The sequence below is a fragment of the Celerinatantimonas marina genome (assembly GCF_046054165.1).
GTDB lineage: Bacteria > Pseudomonadota > Gammaproteobacteria > Enterobacterales > Celerinatantimonadaceae > Celerinatantimonas.
The window spans coordinates 1-24893 of the sequence record NZ_JBFNXK010000014.1 but is presented as its reverse complement, the minus strand read 5'-3'; the positions used below and the strand labels follow the sequence as shown (position 1 = coordinate 24893).

The 24893-nt window shown below is 43.8% G+C and carries 24 protein-coding genes; 11 read left to right on the top strand and 13 right to left on the bottom strand.

Going from position 1 to position 24893, the window contains the following annotated elements:
• The first annotated feature begins 133 nt into the window (after window positions 1-133).
• From ABUE20_RS14560 to ABUE20_RS14535, 6 genes are read left to right on the top strand one after another with little or no spacing between them, the layout of a single operon-like run.
• Window positions 134-913 (top strand): DUF3450 domain-containing protein, encoded by a 780-nt coding sequence (locus ABUE20_RS14560; protein WP_408620675.1) that lies wholly within the window; start codon window positions 134-136, stop codon window positions 911-913.
• Window positions 910-2223 (top strand): MotA/TolQ/ExbB proton channel family protein, encoded by a 1314-nt coding sequence (locus ABUE20_RS14555; RefSeq protein ID WP_408620674.1) that lies wholly within the window; start codon window positions 910-912, stop codon window positions 2221-2223. The genes ABUE20_RS14560 and ABUE20_RS14555 overlap by 4 nt, the downstream gene beginning before the upstream one ends.
• Entirely contained in the window at window positions 2213-2725 is a 513-nt protein-coding gene (locus ABUE20_RS14550; RefSeq protein ID WP_408620673.1) for a MotA/TolQ/ExbB proton channel family protein, read from the top strand. Before ABUE20_RS14555 ends, ABUE20_RS14550 begins: the two co-directional genes overlap by 11 nt.
• The gene (locus ABUE20_RS14545; RefSeq protein ID WP_408620672.1) at window positions 2722-3138 is read left to right on the top strand and encodes an ExbD/TolR family protein; all 417 of its coding nucleotides are present in this window, start codon (window positions 2722-2724) and stop codon (window positions 3136-3138) included. The genes ABUE20_RS14550 and ABUE20_RS14545 overlap by 4 nt, the downstream gene beginning before the upstream one ends.
• Before the next feature lies 1 nt (window position 3139).
• On the top strand, window positions 3140-3787 hold the full coding sequence (locus tag ABUE20_RS14540) for an energy transducer TonB (RefSeq protein WP_408620671.1): 648 nt from the start codon (window positions 3140-3142) through the stop codon (window positions 3785-3787).
• A gap of 3 nt (window positions 3788-3790) precedes the next feature.
• Window positions 3791-4984: a tetratricopeptide repeat protein gene (locus ABUE20_RS14535; RefSeq protein ID WP_408620670.1), complete on the top strand. Its 1194-nt coding sequence runs from the start codon at window positions 3791-3793 to the stop codon at window positions 4982-4984.
• Window positions 4985-5221: 237 nt separating this feature from the next.
• Here the strand turns inward: ABUE20_RS14535 and ABUE20_RS14530 are convergent, their stop codons facing one another.
• Window positions 5222-6685, bottom strand: a complete 1464-nt coding sequence (locus tag ABUE20_RS14530; protein WP_408620669.1) for a sensor domain-containing diguanylate cyclase — start codon at window positions 6683-6685, stop codon at window positions 5222-5224.
• Window positions 6686-7322: 637 nt separating this feature from the next.
• Between ABUE20_RS14530 and pncB the strand changes: the two genes are divergently transcribed.
• The 3 genes from pncB to cobO all read left to right on the top strand — a co-directional run bounded on the left by pncB (window position 7323) and on the right by cobO (window position 11337).
• The gene (gene pncB, locus ABUE20_RS14525; protein WP_408620668.1) at window positions 7323-8534 is read left to right on the top strand and encodes a nicotinate phosphoribosyltransferase; all 1212 of its coding nucleotides are present in this window, start codon (window positions 7323-7325) and stop codon (window positions 8532-8534) included.
• A 14-nt stretch (window positions 8535-8548) separates the two neighbouring features.
• The gene (locus tag ABUE20_RS14520; RefSeq protein ID WP_408620667.1) at window positions 8549-10651 is read left to right on the top strand and encodes a nitrilase-related carbon-nitrogen hydrolase; all 2103 of its coding nucleotides are present in this window, start codon (window positions 8549-8551) and stop codon (window positions 10649-10651) included.
• A 95-nt stretch (window positions 10652-10746) separates the two neighbouring features.
• Window positions 10747-11337: a cob(I)yrinic acid a,c-diamide adenosyltransferase gene (gene cobO, locus ABUE20_RS14515; RefSeq protein ID WP_408620666.1), complete on the top strand. Its 591-nt coding sequence runs from the start codon at window positions 10747-10749 to the stop codon at window positions 11335-11337.
• Between the two features lie 117 nt (window positions 11338-11454).
• Here cobO and ndk read toward each other — a convergent pair whose 3' ends face one another.
• The 11 genes from ndk to trmJ all read right to left on the bottom strand — a co-directional run bounded on the left by ndk (window position 11455) and on the right by trmJ (window position 19676).
• Window positions 11455-11877, bottom strand: coding sequence for a nucleoside-diphosphate kinase (gene ndk, locus ABUE20_RS14510; protein WP_408620665.1), 423 nt, complete (start codon window positions 11875-11877; stop codon window positions 11455-11457).
• A 48-nt stretch (window positions 11878-11925) separates the two neighbouring features.
• On the bottom strand, window positions 11926-13224 hold the full coding sequence (gene pepB / locus ABUE20_RS14505; RefSeq protein ID WP_408620664.1) for an aminopeptidase PepB: 1299 nt from the start codon (window positions 13222-13224) through the stop codon (window positions 11926-11928).
• Window positions 13225-13283: 59 nt separating this feature from the next.
• The gene (gene iscX, locus ABUE20_RS14500) at window positions 13284-13484 is read right to left on the bottom strand and encodes a Fe-S cluster assembly protein IscX (protein ID WP_408620663.1); all 201 of its coding nucleotides are present in this window, start codon (window positions 13482-13484) and stop codon (window positions 13284-13286) included.
• Window positions 13485-13614: 130 nt separating this feature from the next.
• Window positions 13615-13953, bottom strand: coding sequence for an ISC system 2Fe-2S type ferredoxin (gene fdx / locus ABUE20_RS14495; RefSeq protein ID WP_408620662.1), 339 nt, complete (start codon window positions 13951-13953; stop codon window positions 13615-13617).
• Between the two features lies 1 nt (window position 13954).
• Entirely contained in the window at window positions 13955-15808 is a 1854-nt protein-coding gene (gene hscA, locus ABUE20_RS14490) for a Fe-S protein assembly chaperone HscA (protein ID WP_408620661.1), read from the bottom strand.
• Window positions 15809-15814: 6 nt separating this feature from the next.
• Window positions 15815-16333: a co-chaperone HscB gene (hscB, locus tag ABUE20_RS14485; protein WP_408620660.1), complete on the bottom strand. Its 519-nt coding sequence runs from the start codon at window positions 16331-16333 to the stop codon at window positions 15815-15817.
• A gap of 29 nt (window positions 16334-16362) precedes the next feature.
• On the bottom strand, window positions 16363-16686 hold the full coding sequence (gene iscA / locus ABUE20_RS14480; protein ID WP_408620659.1) for an iron-sulfur cluster assembly protein IscA: 324 nt from the start codon (window positions 16684-16686) through the stop codon (window positions 16363-16365).
• 23 nt (window positions 16687-16709) lie between these two features.
• Entirely contained in the window at window positions 16710-17093 is a 384-nt protein-coding gene (gene iscU / locus ABUE20_RS14475; protein ID WP_408620658.1) for a Fe-S cluster assembly scaffold IscU, read from the bottom strand.
• Window positions 17094-17119: 26 nt separating this feature from the next.
• Window positions 17120-18334, bottom strand: coding sequence for an IscS subfamily cysteine desulfurase (locus tag ABUE20_RS14470; protein ID WP_408620657.1), 1215 nt, complete (start codon window positions 18332-18334; stop codon window positions 17120-17122).
• Window positions 18335-18384: 50 nt separating this feature from the next.
• Window positions 18385-18873 (bottom strand): Fe-S cluster assembly transcriptional regulator IscR, encoded by a 489-nt coding sequence (gene iscR / locus ABUE20_RS14465; protein ID WP_408620656.1) that lies wholly within the window; start codon window positions 18871-18873, stop codon window positions 18385-18387.
• Between the two features lie 77 nt (window positions 18874-18950).
• Window positions 18951-19676 carry a tRNA (cytosine(32)/uridine(32)-2'-O)-methyltransferase TrmJ gene (gene trmJ, locus ABUE20_RS14460; protein ID WP_408620655.1) on the bottom strand — a complete coding sequence of 242 codons (726 nt, stop codon included), beginning with the start codon at window positions 19674-19676 and terminating at the stop codon, window positions 18951-18953.
• A 254-nt stretch (window positions 19677-19930) separates the two neighbouring features.
• Here trmJ and suhB point away from each other — a divergent pair, with 254 nt between their 5' ends.
• Complete coding sequence (gene suhB / locus ABUE20_RS14455; RefSeq protein WP_408620654.1) at window positions 19931-20731, top strand: inositol-1-monophosphatase; 801 nt, start codon at window positions 19931-19933, stop codon at window positions 20729-20731.
• A 73-nt stretch (window positions 20732-20804) separates the two neighbouring features.
• Here suhB and ABUE20_RS14450 read toward each other — a convergent pair whose 3' ends face one another.
• On the bottom strand, window positions 20805-22385 hold the full coding sequence (locus ABUE20_RS14450; protein WP_408620653.1) for an RICIN domain-containing protein: 1581 nt from the start codon (window positions 22383-22385) through the stop codon (window positions 20805-20807).
• 409 nt (window positions 22386-22794) lie between these two features.
• Between ABUE20_RS14450 and ABUE20_RS14445 the strand changes: the two genes are divergently transcribed.
• The gene (locus ABUE20_RS14445; protein ID WP_408620652.1) at window positions 22795-24582 is read left to right on the top strand and encodes a sensor domain-containing diguanylate cyclase; all 1788 of its coding nucleotides are present in this window, start codon (window positions 22795-22797) and stop codon (window positions 24580-24582) included.
• Window positions 24583-24893 lie beyond the last annotated feature (311 nt).

Genomic DNA, 24893 nt, shown 5'->3' with positions numbered 1-24893 from the left:
TATTTGGATTGATTTATATAAAAAGATCGCTAAGATGATAGGCTACTTTCATTCAACTGAATGAAGGGGTATGTTGTAAGAATATCCCTTTATTTTGTGCATATTTACAAAAAGTCAATCCAAGATGTGTCTTATGTTGAAATTTTTCTTTAAAAATATGACCGCACTCGCGATTTTTAGCTACTTGAGTGGGATCAATGCCAGTTATGCTGCCGAACTCTCCCAGAGTCAGCAACAAGTCGAGCAGGCCCACCAACAGGATGTCCAAACGCAGATCACCATTGATAAGCTGGACGAGCGCACCCGAAGCGACTTAGCCAACTATCAACAAAATCAGCGCCAAGCCGACCTTGTTGAAGCATATAACCAGCAATTGGAAAAAATGATTGTGTCGCAGCAACAGGAGCAGCAACGGGTTAATCAACAACTGGACTCATTGGATGAAACAGAGCAAACCGCACTTCCAATGTTGGTGACCCTATTTCAGCAACTCAAAGACTTTGTCGCTCAAGATCAACCCTTTTTAGCCAAAGAACGTCAGCAACGACTCGCGCGACTGCAACGCATTATTGATCGGGCTGATGTGTCATTAGCCGAAAAGTATCGTCAGGTTTTAGATGCTTATCAGGTTGAAATTGACTACGCCTCCAGTATTGGGAGTTATCAAGGAACTTTGTCCACAGCGCAAGGGACAACCCAAGTCCGTTATTTTCGTTTGGGGCGTACCGCTTTCTATTACCAAACATTGGACCGACAAAGTGGCGCTCTCTGGCAACCGGCCTCTCAAAGTTGGCAAACACTCACAGATACACAAAATCGGCAGCTGACCACCGCAATTGCCGTTGCTGAAAAACAAAAAGTACCTCAACTTCTCAATCTACCGTTACCTGCGCCACAGGAGCCCCGTTCATGAAAAAGTTCATTGTTTCACTCCTGATGGCGACGAGTTTTCAAGTTTTATCCGCACCGGTTTCTATCCAGAACAATGCGACGTCAATTCGTCAGCATGATCAGGCTCTCAATGCCAGACGTCAGGCTACATTTCTAGCCGACCAGCGTCACCAGCATCAATTATTAGAGCAAAGTGAAAATCGGCTTCAAACCGCAGAAAAACATCAACAGCAATTAAAAGCAACCTTTGCCAAAAATGAAAAAACACTGACGACCCTTTCTGAAACATTACGTCAGCGTAGTGGCGAATTAGGTCAGGTATTTGATGTACTCCGTGGCGAAGGTCAAAAATTTCAACAAGCCATCGACCTATCGCTGGTCAGTGCCCAAACACCACTACCGGCATCGGCCTTTCAGTGGGTTCATCAGGAACAAATTCCTTCCGCAGCAGATTTACGCTCACTTGCTACTATTTTACACCAACAACTCCAGGGGGCTGGTGCCATTACCCATTTCAAACGGGATGTGATTACGCCTCATGGCCAAAGCAGCCACCAGCAGGTGATTCGTATTGGTGAATTTGAACTATTCAATCAGCAGGGCGATTTTCTGAACTGGCAAAGTGACAACCAATCTTTACAGGTCATGGGTCAACAGCCGGGATCCGCCACCCATTACCTTCAAGATAAAACCCATTCAGTTTTAATCGATCCAACCCGTGGTCAATTATTAAAACTAGCGGGCCAACTCCCCTCAATTTGGCAACGCGTTCAGCAGGGGGGCGTCATCGGATATGTCATTATCGCTTTAGGATGCTTAGGCTTACTCATTGCCCTATATCGATTACATGACCTGATATTTACGGAACAAAAAGTTAATCGACAATTAAAAACCGAGACTCTGCGGGAAAATAATCCATTAGGTCGGGTGTTATCACGGATCCCTTCAGGTCAGCACCAACTGGATGAATTGGAACTACTCGTGGATGAAGCGGTGAGTCAAGAATTACCGCGACTGGAACGGAGCCATACACTGGTCAAATTATTTGCGGGGGTCACCCCTTTATTAGGGTTACTGGGAACGGTGACCGGAATGATTGCCACTTTCCAAAGCATTACATTATTCGGAACCGGTGATCCTAAAATGATGGCCAGTGGTATATCTCAGGCTTTGATGACAACCGTACTGGGATTAATCGCAGCCATTCCTCTGTTATTTGCACATAACTTACTCACAACCCGAGCCCGTCGAATCAGTCAAATATTGCAGCAACAGACGCTAGCCCTATTGGCCGACCGCCTCAAACAAGAGTCTGAAGAGTATGGGAATTAGTCATTATTGGGTATCGCTGACAGCCTTTTTAAATGCAGGAGGCTGGGTCCTTTATACCCTCTTAGGGCTATGCTGCATTTTGATGACACTCTTGCTTGAGCGTTACTGGTTTCGCAACATGCTATACCCAAAGCTGAAACAACAGACTCTGTACCAGATCCAAGGGCAACGCCAGTCACTGAGCTGGCTCAAGCCCTACTGTGAATTAGATTTAAAGCTTCAGCAACAACTCCCGTTAATCCGGGTACTGATTAGCCTCTGCCCTCTCATTGGTTTATTGGGAACGGTCACGGGGATGATCCAAGTATTTGACACGCTGGCACTTGATAACGGTGCCGATCCTCAACTCATGGCCGGAGGTATTGCCAAAGCGACGTTACCAACTATGGCAGGGATGGCTATCGCAGTGATGGCTTTGATTTTATATACCCATCTGCAGCGCTGGAGCATCCACCAACGACAGATGCTCAGCCAGCAGACAGGAGCGAGTGATTATTCATGAGACGCAACCGTTTATTTCAGCAACAAGATGCCGATGAAGCCCAGATTGATCTAACCCCCATGTTAGACATCGTCTTTATCATGTTAATTTTCTTCATTGTATCGACTTCATTTGTGCAGGAATCGGGAATTGAAGTAAACCGCCCGGTCGCCCAAACCGGTTCAGCCAAAAGCCAAAGCGCCCAATTGATTGGGATCTCTGCCAGTGGCGATATTTGGCTCAACCATCAGCAAATCGATAAACGACTCTTATCGGCTTCGTTAAATCAACTCAAAGCGACGAATCCGAAACTGGCCGTCGTGATCGAAGCTGACACCCAAACGTCAACCGGTCACCTCATCGATGTGATCGATATTATTCGGGAAGCTGGAATTACTTACAGTGTGGCAACCCAGAAAGGGGTGGCGAATTAAGATGCGCCAAGCTGTATTATTTTTAATTCCGGGATTGGCTTTAAGCCTCGCGTTCTTCCTGTTTCTAGGCCAACTTATCGGTGTCAACGGTCATCCCGACACCGAGCGAAGCGAAGCGATTCATCTAACACTTACCAATAATGGTACGCAGTCCCTGCAGACCCGGCAACGTCGAGAACCCCCTCCACCGCCGCCTAAAATGGCGCAGATGCCTAGCCTGCCCACCGTCAATGCAGGGACGAGTAACCCGGTGAATACCCCTCAGGTTAACGCCGTCAATATAGCATTGAATCAACAACTCAGCAGTAGTGACATTCAGCTCAGTGCCAGTGTCGGAAGTTTGACGAATGTTCAAGTGTCGAGCGCTATTGAAGATAACCCAGTTGCGGTCTCTCAGATCCCACCGCAATACCCGCAGCGAGCACTTCGACATCGAATCGAGGGGGATGTTACGATCGAATTCACAATTTTGCCGGATGGTCGAGTTAAGCCAGGGAGCATTCAGGTTGTTAAAGCGAATCCTGAACATATTTTTGATAATGCCGTGAAACGAGCCGTCTATGGCTGGCGATTCCAGCCGAAACAGTTTCAGGGAAAAGCCATTGCTTTTCAGGCTCGCCAGACCTTAGCGTTTAAGTTGGAGAAATAAACGATGCAACGGATCTTATGGGTTTTGTCACTCATTTGGCTCTTCATAAGCCTGAACCTTCAGGCCGCTGAATTATCAGCCTACGATTATCAACAACTACAACAGGCTGATAAACTGATTGAACAACAACTCTACCCTCAGGCCAAAATCTACCTAAACGATTATTTAAAACGTTTAGGCTCTAATGATCGTCCATCTTATCCTCAAGCGTTGGCTCAACTTGCTTTGGGGCGGATTGCGCTGGCAGAAGATCACTACTCGCAGGCCTATCCCTATTTTAATCAGGCCTATCAAGGCAAGGTCTTACCCGAAGCCCAGCAACTATCATTACTGTTGACGCTCGCTCAGCTGGATCTCAATCTTGAGCATTGGCAACAGGGAGTGATCCACTTGCAACAATGGTTTAAACAAGCGCCACCGGAGCAACAAAAAGCCCGTCATTATCAATTATTAGCTTTTGGTCAATATCAATTAAAACACTGGACTGATGGATTGGCGGCCATGCGACAAGCTTTCAGCATGCGCAACAATCCACCTCAAAATTGGTATAATCTCGGGGTCGCATTAGCTATTGCTAATCATTCTTGGCCACAGGCTATCCAATGGCAATCCCATTTAGTCGAACTAGATCCTCAATCCATGCAGCAATGGCAGCAATTGGCCGCCCTGCAAATGCGAAACCATCAATCTAAAGCGGCATTAGCAACGATGCGACTCGCATGGCAACGAGGGCTATTTAATCGTACAGATCATTATCAGCTGCTCGCACAACTAGCCAACACGGCTAAAATTCCATATCTTGCCGCTCAGGTTCTGGATGATGGAATTGATAAACATGTGGTCAAAGCCAATATCAGCCACGTACGTTGGTTAGCCGGACTTTGGATCCAAGCCAGACAATTTGATCAAGCCATCGACCGCTATCAACAACTTTGCCAGCTAGAACCTACCCGACAAAATTATCACCAATACTTGTCATTACTGGCGAACCAGCAACGCTGGAAAGAGCTGTTACAGAACGCCACTCTGGCTGAACGACATGTTCAGTCCCCTCGAATCGATCTTTTAAAAGGTATTGCCGCTACCCAGTTACAAAAATACACTCAGGCGGAACAATTTTTTAAACAAGCCAAACGATCAGAACAATATGCGTCATCCAGCCAATCTTGGATGAATTATATTCAGCAAATTCGATAATCTTCCCGGCCCATAGTCCCGAGAAAAATCTGAACCATTGGAATTGATGTAGTTTGGCGGAGCAACAATTGTTGCTCCGCCTACAAAACAAGCACCGATGAAAAAAGAATAGCGCCGAGTCATTGCTAAACCAAGCCATCCGCAATAGATCGCCTCATCGCCTTGATGTTGAAAGCCCTGTCCCACTAGAAATGAACCACGGACTATTTATCAATATTAGATTCAATGCAGGCTAAACTAATTCTGTCGAATCTGATCCCGTCCACTCTGTTTGGCTTGATACAGTGCTTCATCAGCCCGCTTTACGGCCTGGATCAATGGTTCTTCATCACGGATCAACGTGACGCCACCACTCAACGTGATAGAAATAGCCGAATCCTCAGTTACAATCGGTTGGCTTCGAATAGCCACTCGCATATTGTCTGCAATTTGACTGGCATGTTGCAACGTACAATCCGTTAATAATACCAGGAATTCTTCGCCTCCCCAGCGACAGATAATATCCTGTTTACGCACTTGCCGACCAAGACGTTGCGCTACGCATTTTAAGACATCATCACCAGCATTATGCCCATATTGATCATTGACCAACTTAAAATAATCGATATCAAAAATCAGTAATGAAACCGGGGCTTTACTCCGAGCTAGATATCCCATCAACTGTTTATAAAGGATCGGTAACATCTGCCGATTAATCACACCGGTCAACTTATCGGTCGATGCCATTTTTTCCAACTGGCGCTGATATTTTCCCATTGTCAATCGCAGCACAATCATAAAGATAATCGTCACTACAATACTAATGAATATGTTAATAATAAAGGTTCTTGAGATATCCTTAATCGCATGATGCTCGTGCTGTTCAACAATCAAATACCAGTCAAATTCAGGAATTAAACGCGCATTCAAATATACGGGAAGCCCATTTTTAAGATAGGAATAGGAGCCACTGGGTTCACTCAATAATTTCGGAGCCAGCGCCCTCATGCCCTCCCTGGAATTTAATGGTGCCAAGTCATTATGGCGTTCCCCATGAAGCACAACATTGCCCTGACGATCCACAAAATAAATATAACGCTGATAACGCTGCTGATAATGCTCAATTAACTCTTTTAATTTGGTAACGGATAAACCAACCCCGATAATACCTAGAAACCGATTCTCATAATCGTAAACTTTATGATCGATAAAAATATCCAAGTGTCCGGGACGTTCCGGATCGATCCCGGTGGTAATTCGATAACTTTGATTTTCAGGCAGATGCTTTGCCAGCTGATACCACTGATGTTCCGGCTGTTCCAATGGAAGGATCCGATCACTGCCCAGATAATCGTAATAACGTCCACTGCGATCGGAAACAAAGAAAGTTAATGTCGTTCCAAAACGATGTTGAATCGCAGTAAGATAACGTACCATCGCAGCTTGATCATGATGAGGCTGCAAAGCCCAATCTTTAACAAAAGTATCATGAGACATCAAAGATGCAATAAAGATAGGTCGCAGTAAATCCTGTTGGATTTGTGAATAAATATTATCACTAGTTAATGGCAGTGACTGCTCTTCAATTTGCTCATTTAAAGAATCATGCGCAACCTGATAAGCCAACCAGCTTACTGTAAAAAACGCGACAAATAACAGCGTGCACATCAACCATAATTTATACGAACGCAGCTGCCAAAATTGCATCGACCGAATAGGCAAAATCAATATCCTTATCAAATTTATTCACTGTGATAGATTATATCTCAATAAACTAACGCTCACAGAAGCTTGCCAGGTCTGATAGATATCCCTACCAACCTTTCAAAAGAAGGGGCTATGATATTCTTATTCTCACGGGAGTTGAATCCCACAACACAGATATTCTGCTGTTTTTTTAACCATCCATGACTTACTGATGATCTTCTGATCCCCATATATCCTTTAAAATACAAGCCATGGAATAAACTCTCAGGAGTTATCTATTTTGAACGTACCTGATTGAGCAACTTCTTGATATTATAGCCCCCTGTCGTTTGAGAAAATAAGATCAGGGGTAGCTGCATCAAGGGCTGTTGGTATTTTAGTGTTGCGTTTTTCGAAGTTAAAACAGACAAATAGCAATTTATTCAGAACAATCTGTATTACTAACATATCGTTAAATCAAACATTAGATACAATTCTTTCTAATTCAGTACCTCTGCCTTGTAGCGACCTAAACTCAATTAAAGCAACGATTGATCGATGCCTAATTCCAAGCATCTGATCCTAATCGGATTTAGATTATAAGTATTTGTCAATGTACGGCATGCTGGCAAACACTGAACGATGTTGACCTCAAGTCAACTAAGGAAATGCGATGCCAACACCAACAGAGCTGTTCCATCACCCGCTCAACTTTTCGGCTTTAGATAACGATTTTTATAAAATGAACATGTGGCAATGTTTCATGCATCAGTATCCATATGTTGAAGATGCCGAATACAAACTGGTGGTTCGCAACGATATCGATCTGCGTCCTTATCGGGATGAAATTGAACGCGAACTCGAAAATCTAAACGGTCTGGGATTCACAGCGGATGAAATCCAATGGCTGGAAACCATTCCCTGGTACACCAAAGACTTTATCGAATGGGTCCGGATGTGGTCCTATCAAACCCGTTTTTTGGATGTCAGTGAGGAAAATAATCAACTATCCATTCGGGCTCGTGGCCCGCTGATGCATATCAATAATTTTGAAATGCCAGTACTTTCAACTATTTCTGAAGTCTATAACCGCAATAATTTTCCAGATAAAACATTTGCGGATGTCGAACAACGGGTTGATGAAAAAGTAAGTTGGCTCAAGCAACAAATCAAGCTTGATGGAGCCTATCATCTGACGTTTGCTGATTTTGGAACGCGTCGTCGTTTCAGTTCAGCAGCACAATACCGTATGGTTGAAATGATGAAAGATCAGTTGCCGAATGTATTTACCGGCACCTCGAATATGTACCTTGCCAAAGAGTTAGGACTTACCCCCATTGGTACGATGGCTCATGAAATATTTATGCTATCCCAGCAAGTGGGGATCCAGCTGGCTAATTCCCAGAAACACACCTTGGAATGTTGGGTCAAAGAATTTAGAGGACGCCTTGGATGTGCATTAACAGATGTCATCGGGATGGATGCATTCGTCCGTGATTTCGACCTTTATTTTGCCAAATTATTTGATGGCATTCGCCATGATTCCGGTGACCCTAAAGTCTTCGGCGACAAAGCGATTAAAATGTATGAAAATCTAGGCATTGACCCAATGACTAAAACCATCGTCTTTAGTGATGGTTTGAATTTTGAACAGATGATGGACATCTATCGTTATTTTCAGGGACGGATCCGAGTCTCATTTGGCATCGGTACTTATTTATCGAATGATATTAAAGGCGTCCAAAGCCTCAACATCGTTATGAAACTGGTTCATGTCAATGGCCGCCCAGTCGCTAAGATTTCAGATGCACCAGGAAAAACTTTATGTGAAGATGAGCAGTTCGTTGATTACCTTAAAAAGGTTTATAACGTGACTTGGGCTTAATCATAGGAACGATCATGGCCGATTATTTAACCATAGCAACAGCTTCCCTGCGGCAACTTCCTTTCGATTTTGCAGGAAATACCCAGCGTATTATAAAAGCAATTGAAAAAGCCTATCAGGCAAATGCCAATATTTTGTTAATGCCGGAACTGGCATTAACCGGATATGGCTGTGAAGATAATTTCACATTTCAAGAATTTCATGAAGCGACGGCCAACGCACTCGAACAAGTGCTTCAGGCCACATCAATGCTGGGACAAAAGTATCAAACTCCGATGCTAATTGCATTAGGGCTGCCGCTATTGTATCCCGGTGGGCAAGTTTATAATGCATCCGCTATTTTCAGTGCAACAGGATTACACGGATTCACGTGTAAACAGTTTTTGGCTCGTAATGGGCTCCATTATGAACCCCGCTGGTTTGAAGCCTGGCCTCGTGATCAGGTAATCACCCATCCTCACTATCAGGTACCGATGGGAAATATTGTGATCGATAGTCTCGGTGTCCGGATCGGTTTTGAAACCTGTGAAGACTCCTGGATTAGTAATCGCCCCGGGCGCGATCTTTATCAGCGAAACGTCGACATCATTTTAAATCCAAGTGCTTCTCATTTTGCGGTCGGAAAATTTGATATTCGGGAACAATTTATTCTGGAAGGATCACGAGCCTTTGGGGTGACCTATGCTTACGCGAATCTGAATGGAACAGAAAACGGAACCAGCATTTTTGACGCAGGCTGTATGATTGCCTCCGAAGGCCGAATGGTTTCCTATGGTGACCGGTTTAACTGTCAAGATGTTTTACTCAACTATGTGGTCGTCAATCTAAGCGCTAACCGGGTGACCCGAATTATTAGTAGTGAGGCCATCAACAACCATCAACAACAATGGGATGTTAAACTCTCTCTCAAACTCACGACTCAAATCCCGAATTGGAACCATACCCCCTCCATAACGATCGCCGATAATAATTTACTACATGAGTTTTGGGACGATTTAAACGATGACGATCAGGATCATAGTGAAATCTGTTATGCATTAGCCAATGGACTCTGGGATTGGATGCAACGCACACACACTGAAGGATTCGTCGTCAGTATGTCAGGTGGCGCCGATTCAGGACTTGCAGCGACATTAGTTTATCTATCTCACTATTTGGCCTTACATCAGTTCGGTGCGACTGATTATCGGCAAAAACTACCAACAAAATGGTTAGAAGCCATCCCTGAGTACAGTGATGAATTAGGCGATTACGGCACCTGGCTACGCCGTTATGTCATGCCGAAAGTGTTAGTGTGTCTATATCAGGGAACCGATAATAGTTCAGCTGTAACCTTCAATGCCGCGCAGGCTGTTGCTGAAAATATCGGAGCCACTTTCCATCACTGGAATGTGCAACAATTAGTTGACGGTTATATTCACTTAGTCAATGCAGTCTACCCTGAGCATCCACTCAACTGGGAAGATGACGATATTGCCTTGCAGAATATTCAAGCCCGAACTCGGAGTCCCGGAGTTTGGATGCTGGCAAACCGAGAAAATAAATTACTGATAGCTACCTCCAACTTATCAGAATCCGCTCTCGGCTATGCCACCATGGATGGTGATACCTCCGGCGTATTATCGGTTGTTTCCGGGCTGTCTAAAACGCGGATCAGAAAGCTCAATAGTTGGCTGGAAAAACAAGGACTTCCGATCGATGGTAAGCATGGATTCCATCGTCTGACCATTCCGGCACTGTACCAAATCAATGTCCAGCAACCAACGGCTGAACTACGACCAACAGAGCAAACTGACGAAGAAGATTTAATGCCATATATTATCTGTGACAGTATTATGGATAGTTATCTGATTCGGCAGATGTGGCCTAAAAGTATTCTCATTGATTTACTAATGCAAGGATATGGCCAAACGTATACGCCGAAACAATTGGGATTTTTCATTGAACGCTGGTTTCGGTTATTCTGCCGCAATCCGTGGAAGCGTTATGGAACCCGTGCTGGATTTCATGTTGAGCAAATTTCGCTGGATCCCAAAACGTTCCATCGTTTTCCACTTCTCAACGCCAGTTTTAAAGAGCCACTCGAGCAAATGTGGCACTATATTGATACGCTTTAATCACGCCAACGCCTGCATTCTGCAGGCGTTTTTGTATTGTATGCCGGGATATTTTATAGTACCTACATACATTTTTTAACATGTAGATCAAGCTCATGAACGATACACGCTACCAGCAACGCCAACAAAAAATCAAAGATCAGGTCGATGCCAAAATCAACCAAGCTACCGAGGAACGAGGTCTACTCTTAGTCATTACTGGCAATGGAAAAGGTAAATCGACATCAGGCTTCGGGATGATTACCCGAGCTATCGGGCATGGGCAAAATGCGGGAGTTTGCCAGTTTATCAAAGGAAACTGGGCCTGTGGTGAACGAAATTTACTGCAACAACATGGCGTCGAATTTGCCGTCATGTCTACGGGATTTACCTGGGAAACACAGAATCGAGAGACCGATCAGATTGCTGCACAACAGGTCTGGCAACAGGGGAAAACCATGTTGACCAATCCTAATTTAGATGTCGTTTTACTCGATGAGCTGACCTACATGGTGAATTACGATTATATTGACTTAGACGAAGTCATCGATGTCATCCAAAAACGCCCTGAAAAAATGTCGGTCATTATTACTGGACGAGGGGCACACCGTCGATTGATCGAAATTGCCGATACCGTCAGTGAAGTACAATCTCGAAAACATGCTTTTGAATCTGGACTAAAGGCCCGACAAGGAATTGACTGGTAATGTCATCACAACTTACCAACGCGAAACGCCGGTTGAACTGATATCGACCACTTGCTGATGATACTTGAATGAGAAAACGGAGGCTAAATCAATAGCCTCCGTCATCGGGCTATCAACCTAACCCACAACCTCATCATCGCTAAAAAAATACGCGATTTCCCGAGATGCAGATTCCGGAGAATCAGAGCCATGAGTGGCATTGCTACCGACACTGGAACCAAAGCGAGCCCGCAACGTTCCATCTGCAGCCTGACTTGGATCAGTCGCGCCCATCAATTGGCGATACGCTTTAATCGCATTTTCCCCTTCCAGCACCTGAACCATAATCGGGCCACTCATCATAAAGTCAACCAATCCTTCAAAGAATGGTTTTCCTTCATGTTCAGCATAAAAGCCTTCAGCCTGTGCTTTCGTTAGATGCAGCATTTTAGCAGCGACGATTTTTAGATTCGATGCTTCGAGTTGTTGATAAATATCACCAATATGCTTCGCTTTTACTGCATCGGGTTTAACAATTGATAGTGTACGTTCTAATGCCATTCACATTCCTTAGTTATACTTGTTACTTTATTTACTACGAAACACCAATTATGGCAATTTCGTTAACAAATAGCTAATAGTTCGTATGCCATGACCTTTAGCCCCGGCGGCCCAAAGTTCGTTTGCACTCGCCTGATAAGAACCTGATAAATCAAAATGCACCCATCCCTGCTCCGGAGTTTCAACAAATTTGGATAAAAATGCAGCGGCAGTGCTCGCTCCCGGATGCCCATCCCCACTATGGACGTTTGCAATATCAGCAAAGGCAGAACTCAGAGCATCCACATGCCAGGATTCTAACGGTAACGCCCAAGCATATTCCTGTTCATTTCCTGCGGCATCGAGCGCCTGATGCACTAAACTCTGATCCAATCCCAATACCGAATTAAAATCGCGACCAACAGCTACTTTGGCCGCTCCAGTTAATGTAGCCGCATCAATAATGAGAGGGGCGTTCGTTTCGCTGGCACAAATCAGACCATCGGCTAAAACTAATCGACCTTCAGCGTCCGTATTTAAGATCTCGACACTCACCCCATTGCGATACTCAATCACATCCCCTAATTTGAAGGCATTTCCCGATACCAGATTTTCGGCACTACAAATAAATAATTTCACCCGTTTATGCAGGCCCCGACAAATAGACAATGCCAGAGCAGCACTGACCGTGGCAGCCCCCCCCATATCGCTCTTCATCGTGACCATGCCACTGCTGGGTTTCAGACTATATCCCCCGGAATCAAACGTGATCCCTTTTCCCACCAACGCTGCGGCCACAGGTTCGTCAGCATTGCCGGTTGGATTATAGTCAAGCTGCAACATAGCCGGAACTTTCTGACTTCCTCGGCCGACCTCATAAATGCCATAAAACTGCTGTTCCAGTAACGACTCACCTTCAATCACTTGATAGGTCACATGTTCTGGAGCCAGTTCTTGAATAAAGGACGCTACAGTGTCACACAAGGTTCTCGGATATAATTTCGACGGCCCCATATTGATAAGTTTTCGGGCCCAATGAATGACACGGATACGATTTTCCAACTCTTGTTGATCATTTCCCGGTAGCGTCGGAAAATCGATCGCCGTATTTTCTTTCGGTGTGTAAAAACCCTGTTGAAACGCCCAACATAATTCTAAGTTCCAATCCCCACCGGCTAGTTGAACTTCACTAATCCCCTGTCCAACCAATTTACGGGCAGCTTTTTGAACCAATCGCAGTATGTCACTCTGCTGTTTTGCTTCACCAATATGGATAATCGCTCCATCACTGATAAAAGAAAGCATAGCATTATTTCCCCATTTTGATGGGGCCGGTTGCTGGGATAGTGACACGTACATTTGCGACATAACTCCTTCCTTTTCTCTTAAAACAAATAAAGCCACAGCAAGCTGTGGCTTTATTTTAACTAATCGGTTTCATCTATCCAGGCCTGCTGAATAGCTTCCAAAATCTGTTCATTACTCCGTTCAGGGTTATCATCGAATTCATCTAATTCAGTTATCCAACGGTGTAAATCCGTAAATCTTACTTGAAGTGGATCCTGATCAGGAAACTGCTCTGACAACTCGATAGCGATCTCTTGAATATCGCTCCACTTTAGTTGCATCTGTCTCTCCCGGAATTGATTGAATAATATTCAGCGTTAAATGAGTTGAACTAACCCGTCACACTCGCTCTATAACTTTCCTCTTCTGACCTAAAACAGGCCTAAACACTTGATACAAAATCTATCCGTATCAATGATTTTCTGAAACCATATTCACTGTATATTGAGGGATTTCCACTACTAAATCTTCGTCAGCGATCACAGCCTGACATCCCAACCGGGACTCAGATTCAAGTCCCCATGCTTTATCCAACATATCATCTTCAAGTTCATCACTTTCTTTGAGTGAGTCGAAACCTTCTCGAATAATGACATGACAGGTCGTGCATGCACATGATTTCTCACAAGCATGCTCAATCTCGATCCCATCGCGTAAAGCAACATCGAGGACCGTTTCACCTGGTTGCGCTTCGACTACAGCACCTTCAGGACATAGCTTTTCATTAGGAAGAAAAATAACTTTAGGCATATTAAATCCCATCAATATTCTGGCCTCTTAAGGCCTCTCGAATTGAATGATCCATTCGCTTAGCTGCAAAATCCGCTGAGACATGGTCGAGCTTTTCAATCGCTTGTTCAATCGCATGCACATCACTTTCTGATGATACAGCGACTAACTCATCCATGGCCTGCCGGATCAATTGCAACGCCTCAGCGCTAAGTAATGCCTGATCGGCATCCAGAGCTGAGCGCATATTTTCCAGTATGCGAGCGGCTTCAACCTGCTGCTCTTTTAACATTCGAGCTTCTATATCGACCTGAGCATTAGAGATCGAATCTTTCAACATATCCGCAATCTGGTGTTCTGCAAGTCCATAGGATGGTTTCACTTGGATCGAGGCATGCACTCCTGTCATTTTTTCCATCGCCGTAACCGACAACAAACCATCGGCATCAACTTGGAAAGTTACTCGAATATGGGCTGCACCTGCCGCCATCGGCGGAATATCGGTCAAAGTAAAACGCCCCAAAGAACGACAAGCTTCGACTAATTCACGCTCGCCTTGCAATACATGAATCGCCATTGCTGTTTGTCCATCTTTAAAGGTCGTGAACTCTTGAGCTCGAGCCACCGGGATCGTGGTATTCCGGGGAATAATTTTTTCGACAAGCCCCCCCATCGTTTCAATCCCCAAAGAAAGCGGGATCACATCCAACAAGAGTAAGTCGCTGTCTTTTTTGTTTCCAACTAAAATATCAGCCTGCAATGCTGCACCTAAGGCAACCACTCGATCCGGATCGATATCAGTCATTGGAGGCCGGCCAAAGTACTCCCCAACTCGTTGCCGCACTAACGGAACTCGAGTAGAACCACCCACCATCACCACATTGGTAATCTCATCCAGCTCAATATCTGCATCTCGAATCGCCCGACGACAGGCGGTTATCGTCCGTTTAATCCACGGCGCAATCAATGTTTCAAACGCACTTCGGGTTAACTCTCCCTGCCAGCTTAAATGCCCATATTGCAGAGTGATCACCGTTGAATCATTAGCTGATAAATCAATTTTAGCTTGAGTAGCCAAGCGCTGCAGTTCACGACGAACGCCAACCCCAGATAGATCTTCAATCCCCGATTGTTCCACAATCCAATCAACAATTGCGGCATCAAAGTCATCGCCTCCCAGCGCCGAATCGCCACCGGTCGCTAAGACTTCAAAAACACCACGACTTAAACGTAAGATAGAAATATCAAAGGTACCACCACCCAAATCATAAACGGCGATCACGCCTTCATCCTGACTATCCAGTCCATAGGCAATCGCCGCTGCGGTCGGTTCATTTAATAATCGCAATACATGCAATCCGGCTAATTGCGCCGCATCTTTGGTGCCTTGGCGCTGAGCATCATCAAAATAAGCAGGGACGGTAATCACCACGCCATCAAGATCGCCCCCCAAAGTGCTCTGCGCCCGCTCAGCCAAAGCCTTTAATATTTCGGATGAGACCTGCACCGGATTCACAATCCCGAATTCCGTACGCATGGCCGGAACATTCGATGTTAAATCAAATACGTAAGGAAACATCTGAGTATCTAACTCAGACATACTTTTCCCTAATAATCGTTTCACCGAGACAATCGTATTCGCCGCATCATCGACGGTATGTTGTTGTGCTTCAAAACCTGTCGTAATCAGTTCTTGTTGATAACGAACAATCGATGGGAAAATATGTCGCTGCTGTGAATCAGGCAGCGTATCCACTTTGCCACTGCGGACAGTTGCAACCAATGAATTAGTCGTTCCTAAATCGATTCCAACTGCAAGTTTATGTTGATGAGGCGCGGCAGCCTGACCCGGCTCCGCAATTTGAAGTAACGCCATAATGCCCTATAAGTCGAGAAGCTTATCTTCTAATTGTCTTAATTGCTCACGCAAGCGGATATAAAACTTCATTTTACGAACACAATCCGCTGCTTTCGTATAAGCCTGTTGCTGATAAGCCGTCACAAAATCAGCTTCCAGTTGCTGTTGTTGCTGCTTTAACTTTGCAGAAAACCGCTCCATCGCAGATTCCGGATCATCCAATTTTTCAATGGATTCCAGTTCTTCCCGCAGTGCCATTTGTGACATTAAAAAGTCCATATCCTGCAAGGTTTGCTGTTCTGCTGAAATATCGATACCCACCAGAGACAGCATATACTGAGCCCGGCTCTCCGGATGTAATAATGCCTGATAAGCCTCGTTAATTTCTGATGCTTTATGAAGGGCTAATGCTTGTTCCCGATCATCGCCACCGGCAAAATTATCGGGATGATATTGACTTTGTAACTGTCTAAAACGAGCGGATAAGGTATTTTTATCGATAGCGAAACCGGGCTCAATGGAAAATAATTCAAAATAGTTCATGCGACTCCCCGGTGAGTGATTTGATTCGACTAAACGTTAAAGCTTTCACCACAACCACATTGATCTTTGATATTCGGATTATTAAATTCAAAGCCTTCATTCAGCCCTTCTTTAACAAAATCCAATTCCGTCCCATCAAGATACACTAGACTTTTTTCATCCACGATGATCTGAACCCCATGACTTGGGAAAACTTGATCATCATTGGATAATTCATCAACAAATTCCAAAACATATGCCATACCAGAACACCCTGAAGTTTTAACTCCAAGGCGAATGCCGAGGCCTTTGCCCCGGTTTTCCAAATAATGGCTAATATGGTTGGCTGCAGCTTCAGTGACTGTAATCGCCATCACCACACTCCTTTAATTATCGCTTACTGAACATTTTTCTTTTTGTAATCTGCGATCGCTGCCTTAATGGCATCTTCAGCCAGAATAGAACAGTGAATTTTCACCGGTGGAAGTGCCAGCTCTTCTGCAATAGTGGTATTTTTAATCTCAGCCGCTTCATCCAGTGTTTTACCTTTTACCCATTCGGTCACCAGTGAGCTCGATGCAATTGCACTACCACATCCATAAGTTTTAAAACGGGCATCTTCAATGACCCCATTTCCGTTCACTTTAAGTTGCAAACGCATCACATCACCACAGGCAGGAGCGCCGACCATACCGGTACCTACAGATTGATCATCATCTGCAAATGTACCAACATTGCGTGGATTTTCATAATGATCAATGACTTTATCGCTATATGCCATAATTTTATCTCCTCAAATTCGCACGATTAGTGCTGCGCCCACGCAACCTGATTCAGGTCTACTCCAGATTTATACATATCCCATAACGGAGACATTTCCCGGAGACGACCAATGGCTTCGTGAATCACTTTAATTGCGTAATCCACTTCCTCTTCGGTGGTAAAACGACCAAATGAAAACCGAATCGAACTATGTGCCAATTCATCATTACGACCAATTGCACGCAATACATATGACGGTTCCAAACTTGCAGAAGTACAGGCAGAACCGGATGAAACCGCCAAATCTTTGAGTGCCATCATCAGTGATTCACCTTCAACATAGTTAAAGCTCACATTCAGATTGCCAGGAACGCGCTGTTCCATATTGCCGTTCACATACACTTCTTCGATATCTTTAATGCCGTTCCAAAAGTGATTACGCAATGCCAGTAATCGTGCTGACTCTGCCGCTAATTCTTCTTTAGCCAGATGGAAAGCTTCACCCATACCGACAATCTGATGAGTCGGCAACGTTCCACTACGCATCCCACGTTCATGACCGCCGCCATGCATCTGTGCTTCAATACGAACCCGAGGTTTACGGCGAACATAGAGCGCACCGATCCCTTTAGGTCCATACACTTTATGCGCCGACAACGACATTAAGTCGACATTCAAATTTGCTAAATCAATCGCCACTTTACCGGCACTTTGCGCCGCATCGACATGAAATACGATTTTACGTTCACGACACATTTCGCCAATTTTAGCGATATCCTGAATGACACCGATTTCATTATTCACGTGCATAATGCTCACCAAAACAGTGTCATCACGCATTGCGGCTGCAAGCTTGTCTAAATCAATCAAGCCATCTGATTCAGGTTCAAGATAAGTGACTTCATATCCTTCTCGTTCTAATTGACGACAAGTATCGAGTACCGCCTTATGTTCGGTTTTACAGGTAATAACATGTTTACCTTTTTTGCCATAAAAATGAGCAGCGCCTTTAATGGCTAAGTTATCTGATTCCGTTGCCCCTGATGTAAACACAATTTCACGCGGATCCGCACCAATCAGATCTGCAATTTGATTACGCGCAATATCAACCGCTTCTTCAGCTTGCCAGCCAAATCGATGTGAACGGGAGGCCGGATTGCCAAATACACCGTCTTGTGTCAAAAATCCCATCATTTTTTCAGCAACGCGCCGATCAACCGGTGTAGTTGCTGAGTAATCAAAATAAATCGGCAGATTCATCTCTTATTCTCCAAAGCACTCTGTCTGTCACATTAAAGGCGGACAGATCTTTATAATCTTACATCTATATTCATTGAACCATTTTGACCCGCATGGCTATTCATGCGTTGTTCCTGAGAGGCCATAACCTGTTCCACTTCATGCTCATTCATTAGCTCTCCTAAGGTAATACCATCTAGGAATGCAGAAATGCGATTACTTAAATTTTCCCATAATGAATGAGTCAAACAACGTTCACCATCCCGACAAGATCCGGCCCCTTTGCAATGAGTCGCATCAATAGATTCATCAACAGCGTGAATAACCATACTAACCGCAATTTTGTCAGCATCAAGGCCTAATCGGTAACCGCCACCGGGGCCACGAACACTACTGACTAAACCTTGTTTACGCAAACGCGAAAACAGCTGTTCCAAATAGGACAATGAAATCCCCTGTCGCTCAGAAATATCGGCCAGCGGTACCGGACTTTTATCAGAATGAAGAGCAACGTCTAACATGGCTGTAACTGCGTAGCGACCTTTAGATGTTAAGCGCATAATACCTTTCCCATAGCGTGAAATTACACTTATCGTCACATACCCGAGTATTTCAGTCAAGTATTTAACCGAGTAATTTAGTCAGGTTTTATCGTTTTCCCATGCGCCGTGCGGATAATAGCCGTTAAAATACCTCGCATCGTATTCAGCTCATTCTGCTCCATACGAATCCGATTAAACATTCGGCGCATTTTTTCCATCACTTTGCCCGGATGTTTGGGAACAATAAAGCCGATTTCATACAATGCTTCGTGAAGATGATCGTAGAAATTTTCCATATCAAGATTATCGGGGAAATGACGCGCTTCTGGTTCTGGATTACCCAGATAAGCCATCCGCACTTCATAACATAGGATTTGTACCGCCATCGCCAGATTCAGGGAGCTATATTCCGGATTGGTCGCTACATTCACATGATAATGACAATGCTGAAGTTCTTCATTGGTTAACCCGGTGCGCTCCCGACCAAACACAATCGCAACTTGTCCCGATGACTCTTTGATCACCATTTCGCCAGCTTGACGCGCATTAATGAGAGGCCACTCCAAAGTTCGACTTCTGGCACTAGTTCCAATCACTAATTCACAAAGAGCTATCGCCTCTTCTAAAGAGTCAAATATTTGTACATTGGCTAACACATCCGACGCACCGGCCGCTAACGCAACTGATTTTCCATCAACTTCGGTATCGGGGGTAACCAACACTAATTGTGATAGCCCCATTGTTTTCATCGCCCGAGCTGCAGAACCGATATTCCCGCTATGGCTGGTTCCGACTAACACGATGCGAATATTATCCAGCATGACAAACTCCAATAAAAAAAGCTGCCATATAATAGCACAGCTCTATCCAGAACTTTACATCCGAGATAAGCTGATAAAAACCAAACACGACAGGTTATATCGTTTACATCCAAGGAGCATTGAAACACACTCAATCTGAATAAAATTCAACCATTAAATATGTAAAGACACCGAGTCTATTACTTGCTCCACTATCCGCTTTATCCTATAATCGCGCCGTTTCAAACGTTCTTTTTCAAATTGGTGGTTAATTTATGCATCCTATGCTCAACATAGGCGTTCGTGCTGCACGTAATGCCGGTAATATCATTGCCAAAGCTTATGAAAATTTCGATAAAGTTGAAGTTCAAAGTAAAGGCTTGAATGACTATGTCACAAGTGTCGACAAAGCGGCCGAACAAGCCATTATCGATACCATTCAAAAATCATACCCTGAGCATGGCATCATTGCAGAAGAAAGTGGCATTATTGAGGGTCAAGAAAATGACTGTCAATGGGTCATTGATCCACTGGATGGCACCACCAATTTTATCAAAGGTATTCCCCATTTTGCAGTTTCGGTTGCGCTACGCGTCAAAGGTAAGACTGAACATGGGGTCATTTATGATCCTCTTCGAAATGAATTATTCACCGCCAGCCGTGGGAATGGCGCTCAATTAAATGGTTACCGGCTTCGAGTGTCTAACTCTCGGGATCTGACGGATACGGTGATTGGGACAGGCTTCCCTTTTAAACAAAAACACTTAACTGAAACTTATCTAGCCATGTTTGGAGCTATCTTTGCTGAATGTGGGGATCTGCGGCGTGCCGGTTCGGCAGCTTTAGATCTGGCTTATGTCGCAGCAGGACGCCAAGATGGTTTCTTTGAATTAGGCCTAAAACCTTGGGATATCGCGGCTGGTGAACTCATTGCTCGCGAAGCAGGTGCTTTAGTTTCCGATGTAGCCGGTGGTTATAACTACATGAAAACCGGAAATATTGTGGTGACTAATGCCAAAATGATGAAAATCATGTTAGGTCTGTTGCGCGAACATTTAACAGACTCGATGAAATAACCTTTCAAAATTAAATAGATTATATATAAAGGGGCTTGATGCCCCTTTAATATAGTAAAAATTTGACGCCCAATTATTGAGGGCCTGTTCCTCCATCAACAGCACTCCCTAAATTATGAGGATCATCCAACGTATAGGGATACATCGAAACGTCAGTGAAAACATTATCCCCGGTGGCTTTGTAAGTATCTGTTGCTGAGATTCCGGTATAGACATTTCCAGACGCTGAGAAATAACCATTTCCCTGATTCCATTGTACCCGAGCACTATTTTCGAAATAATTATTCTCGGCTAAGACTTCACCGCCATCTCGAGCACCAATAGCAAAATAAGTTATATCTTTCCAATAGTTATTATACAAATGAACACGACTATTACCTTCTACTAATGGATTTCGGCCTGCAGCCCGATCCCAAAAATTATGATGGAATGTCACCTGCGAATTATTCACCAAATTTGTATACCAGTGCTGATTGGCACACACATCCGAATTATATCCATAGAAACGATTCCAACTTAACGTCACATTATGACTATTAGAGATATCAACAAAGCCATCACTAATTCGATTGAAAGCTACATGATTAACAAACACATGGCTACTATCGTTCACCGTAATCCCATCTCCAGCTTCGACTAAGGCGGGGTTAATTTCATCTAACGTCAAATTATGAACAATCACATTTTGTACATGACTTAAATACAAAGTGGCTCCGGATACTTTTGAACCGCTGCCAAGCCCTTCCAGCGTTTTATTGGAGTGAACATAAATCGTAGTTGCATTCTGGTTCACATTGACAGTATGATTTGAAGAACTTCCCAAGCTCTCACACGTCTGACTACTATCCGTCGGGAGCCGATACCAGGTTTTTCCGGGATCATTCCAATTAGCACAATCCAACGGACAGGCAGCTACCAGCTGATTTCCTGGATGACAATCAATTGTCGTATTATCCGGGATCTGTATAACCGCTGCAGCAGAAGATGACAACGCGGTTCGAAGTGCAGAACAACTGGTTACTCTTATTGGGGTTGTATTTCCCCCTCCTGTTGTCGTCGAAAGGCCATCACTACCCGATTGACTTGCAAACCCATCTACACCAGATGCACTTCCACAACTACCATTTACCGGATTAAAAAACCATCGCTGTGAACTTTCAGCAGCATCAGCATTCTGATACACATTAGCTACATTTTCAGCCCCAGCCACAGTGACTGATTTACCACTATGTCGAGCCCTGATGTTAAAGGCTCCAGTAGTTGACTGAACCAACTGCCACTGCTGATTTTCCCCACCCCAGTAGCCATAAGTGTCAATGTTAGCACCATCCGATGTCGATACATTCAACACTTCTAAATCCATATTGTTATAAGCAGACTGGATCCGCCAGTAACCATCACTTTGTTGATAAAGATAAAATTGCTGATTCGTCCCTCCCCAATATTCATAAGTAATGACATTAGGTGTTGCACTGGTATCTGAAGTATTCACATCCAGAGCCAACCCTGAACCTAAATTAACGATCGAATACAACTGACCTGACACTGGTGCCGCCGTACAATTTGCAGCATAAGTAGCGATTGAATAACAACTTACAATCAGGCCAAACAAAATACGACTGATAAACCGTAATAACAACCGAATGGATGTCATGGCATGCTCCTCATTTCCTTTGATAGCAATGACAGCTCATCACTGAACCGTATGATTTACCAAAAGTAAAAATAACCTGCGAATCTAGACTTATAAATTCAAATTATTACTAATAGGATGATCAATAATAAATGGAGAAAAATATCATTTTTGTGATGCCCTCATCTAAATTAATCATTTAGTCAATAATAAAATAAGATGCCCGAAAATCTGTCTAAACAGGCTAATAAACGCAGAGATACCGCGCTATCCGCGATAATTGAGGCTCAACTGATTTAAGATTTCTTAGTCATTAAAGAAATCTCATCAAAAAAATCCGTCTAATTTATAATCAATATAACGTAAGAGGAGGCACTTCTTCTGCCATGATAGCCGCAGAGGCTCTTCCACTATCGAATCTGAGAGCAACATGCAACACTTTATAATTACTGTAAAATCAGTACCACAATTACAAAGGGAGCTGAACGCTTTATGTTCAGTCAATCATGATGTTGTTACTCTATGCAACAGTACCTTAGTTCAGATCTACACGACTAATCCCAATCATCAATGGCTGAATGAGATTGAACAAACCGTTGCCAATCATCTACCTGAAGCTATTATTGTAGGATGCTCAGCTTTAGAAGTGATTAGTCCTGAAGAATTTCTACAGGCTCAAACTGTAATCTCATTCCTTTTCTTTAAACAATCTCAAGTACAGGCATTCAGCCAGTCTATTTCAGAGCATCAAGAGTTAGACACTGGACAATTGATAGGCGAACAATTAAGCCAAAATGATCATCTACAAGGCGTGCTATTACTCGCAACGCCACTATCCATCGACTGTCAGCCACTCTTACAAGGCATGCAGATCCATTTAAAAAATATCCCCATATTTGGAGGTGGGGCTGGAAATCAGAACATTGATAAATCAACCTTTGTATTTTATAAGCACCAAATCCTTGACCAAGGGATCGTAGCGGTTGCCTTGAGTGGTGAGCGGTTACGGATCCAAACCTTTAATTACCTAGGCTGGATCCCTTTTGGGAATAACATGACGATAACTTCAGCCGATTACAATATTGTACACTCGATTGATCACCAATCGGCTTACCAACTTTACCGTCACTTCATCGACATTGATAAAAATAATTTTTTTGATACTTCCGTCGAATTTCCTTTGATCCTACATCGCAACCAAAAAGTGATTGCCCGAGTTCCCTTGGAAATTATCGATGACCAATCATTGCGTTTCTTTGCCGAAGTAAAAACAGGCGATCAAGTTCAATTTGGTTATGGTGATATAAACGCTATTTTGAGTGATCTCAGTTATTCCTATCAGGCCCTAAAAGCATTTCAGCCTGAAGCAATCTTCGTGTATTCCTGTTGCTGTCGACTCTATTTTCTAAAAGAAGACGCTCGCCAAGAAATATCACCGTTTAAAAGTATCGCTCCTGCGGTTGGCTTTTTTACCTATGGCGAATTCGATAGCCACCATGCACAAGAAGAGATTTTAAATGCAACAATTGTTTCCGTAGCTATAAGTGAAACAGATAAAAAAGAATACAAAAATTATAATGATATCAACAATAGCCTAATCATCGCACCATCAAAACATTTAGTTCGATTAAAGCGACTCATGCATTTTATTTCCCGAATGACAGAACAACTTGATATTGCTAATCAGGAACTCAAAAATCTAGCCCAAAAAGATTCTTTAACAGGGATCTATAATCGTCGGAAATTTGCAGAAAAGCTAACAGAAGAGATCAATCGAAGTCATCGTTACCAAATCCCATTGTCACTGATTCTAATCGACATTGACCATTTTAAATTAGTAAATGATCAATATGGACACCTCATTGGGGACAAAGTCCTTATTCAGGTCACCCATACCATTAAAAATGAAATCCGTCAAACCGATCTACTAGCCCGATTTGGTGGCGAAGAATTTGTTATTATTCTTCCGGAAACCAAGCTTGAACAGGCGGCTCATCAAGCCGAAAGAATACGTAAAAAAGTTGCCTTTCAACCCGAACAGACCACATCCGAGAGATTACCGGCCATAACCTGTTCATTCGGTATTTCATCTTTAAGAAATACCCAAATGACATTTGAACAACTCTTGGATGAAGCCGATAAAGCCCTTTACCAAGCGAAATCACTTGGTCGAAATCAAGTCTGTCTTGCCAAGAGCATCGAGAAACATAAAAAATAATTAGAACAGATCTGTAGTTCTCTTTCATTATGCTTTGAGTCAGCTCCCGGATTTTACATTGCTCTATCCAAGCGACCAGAGATAGGACACCATCTGCATCCGGGCTACACCATTATCGGGATTGAACGAGACACACCGCTTTATTCGTAGCCCGGATGCAGCGGAGCGCAATCCGGGAGAGCCAGCATGGGATGGTTTGGGATACTCGGTAGATGGCGATAAATGACAGCCATAAAAAAAGCCCCGTCCGGATGGACAGGGCTCTCAATGGGTGCCTGGCAGTGACCTACTCTCACATGGGGAAACCCCAC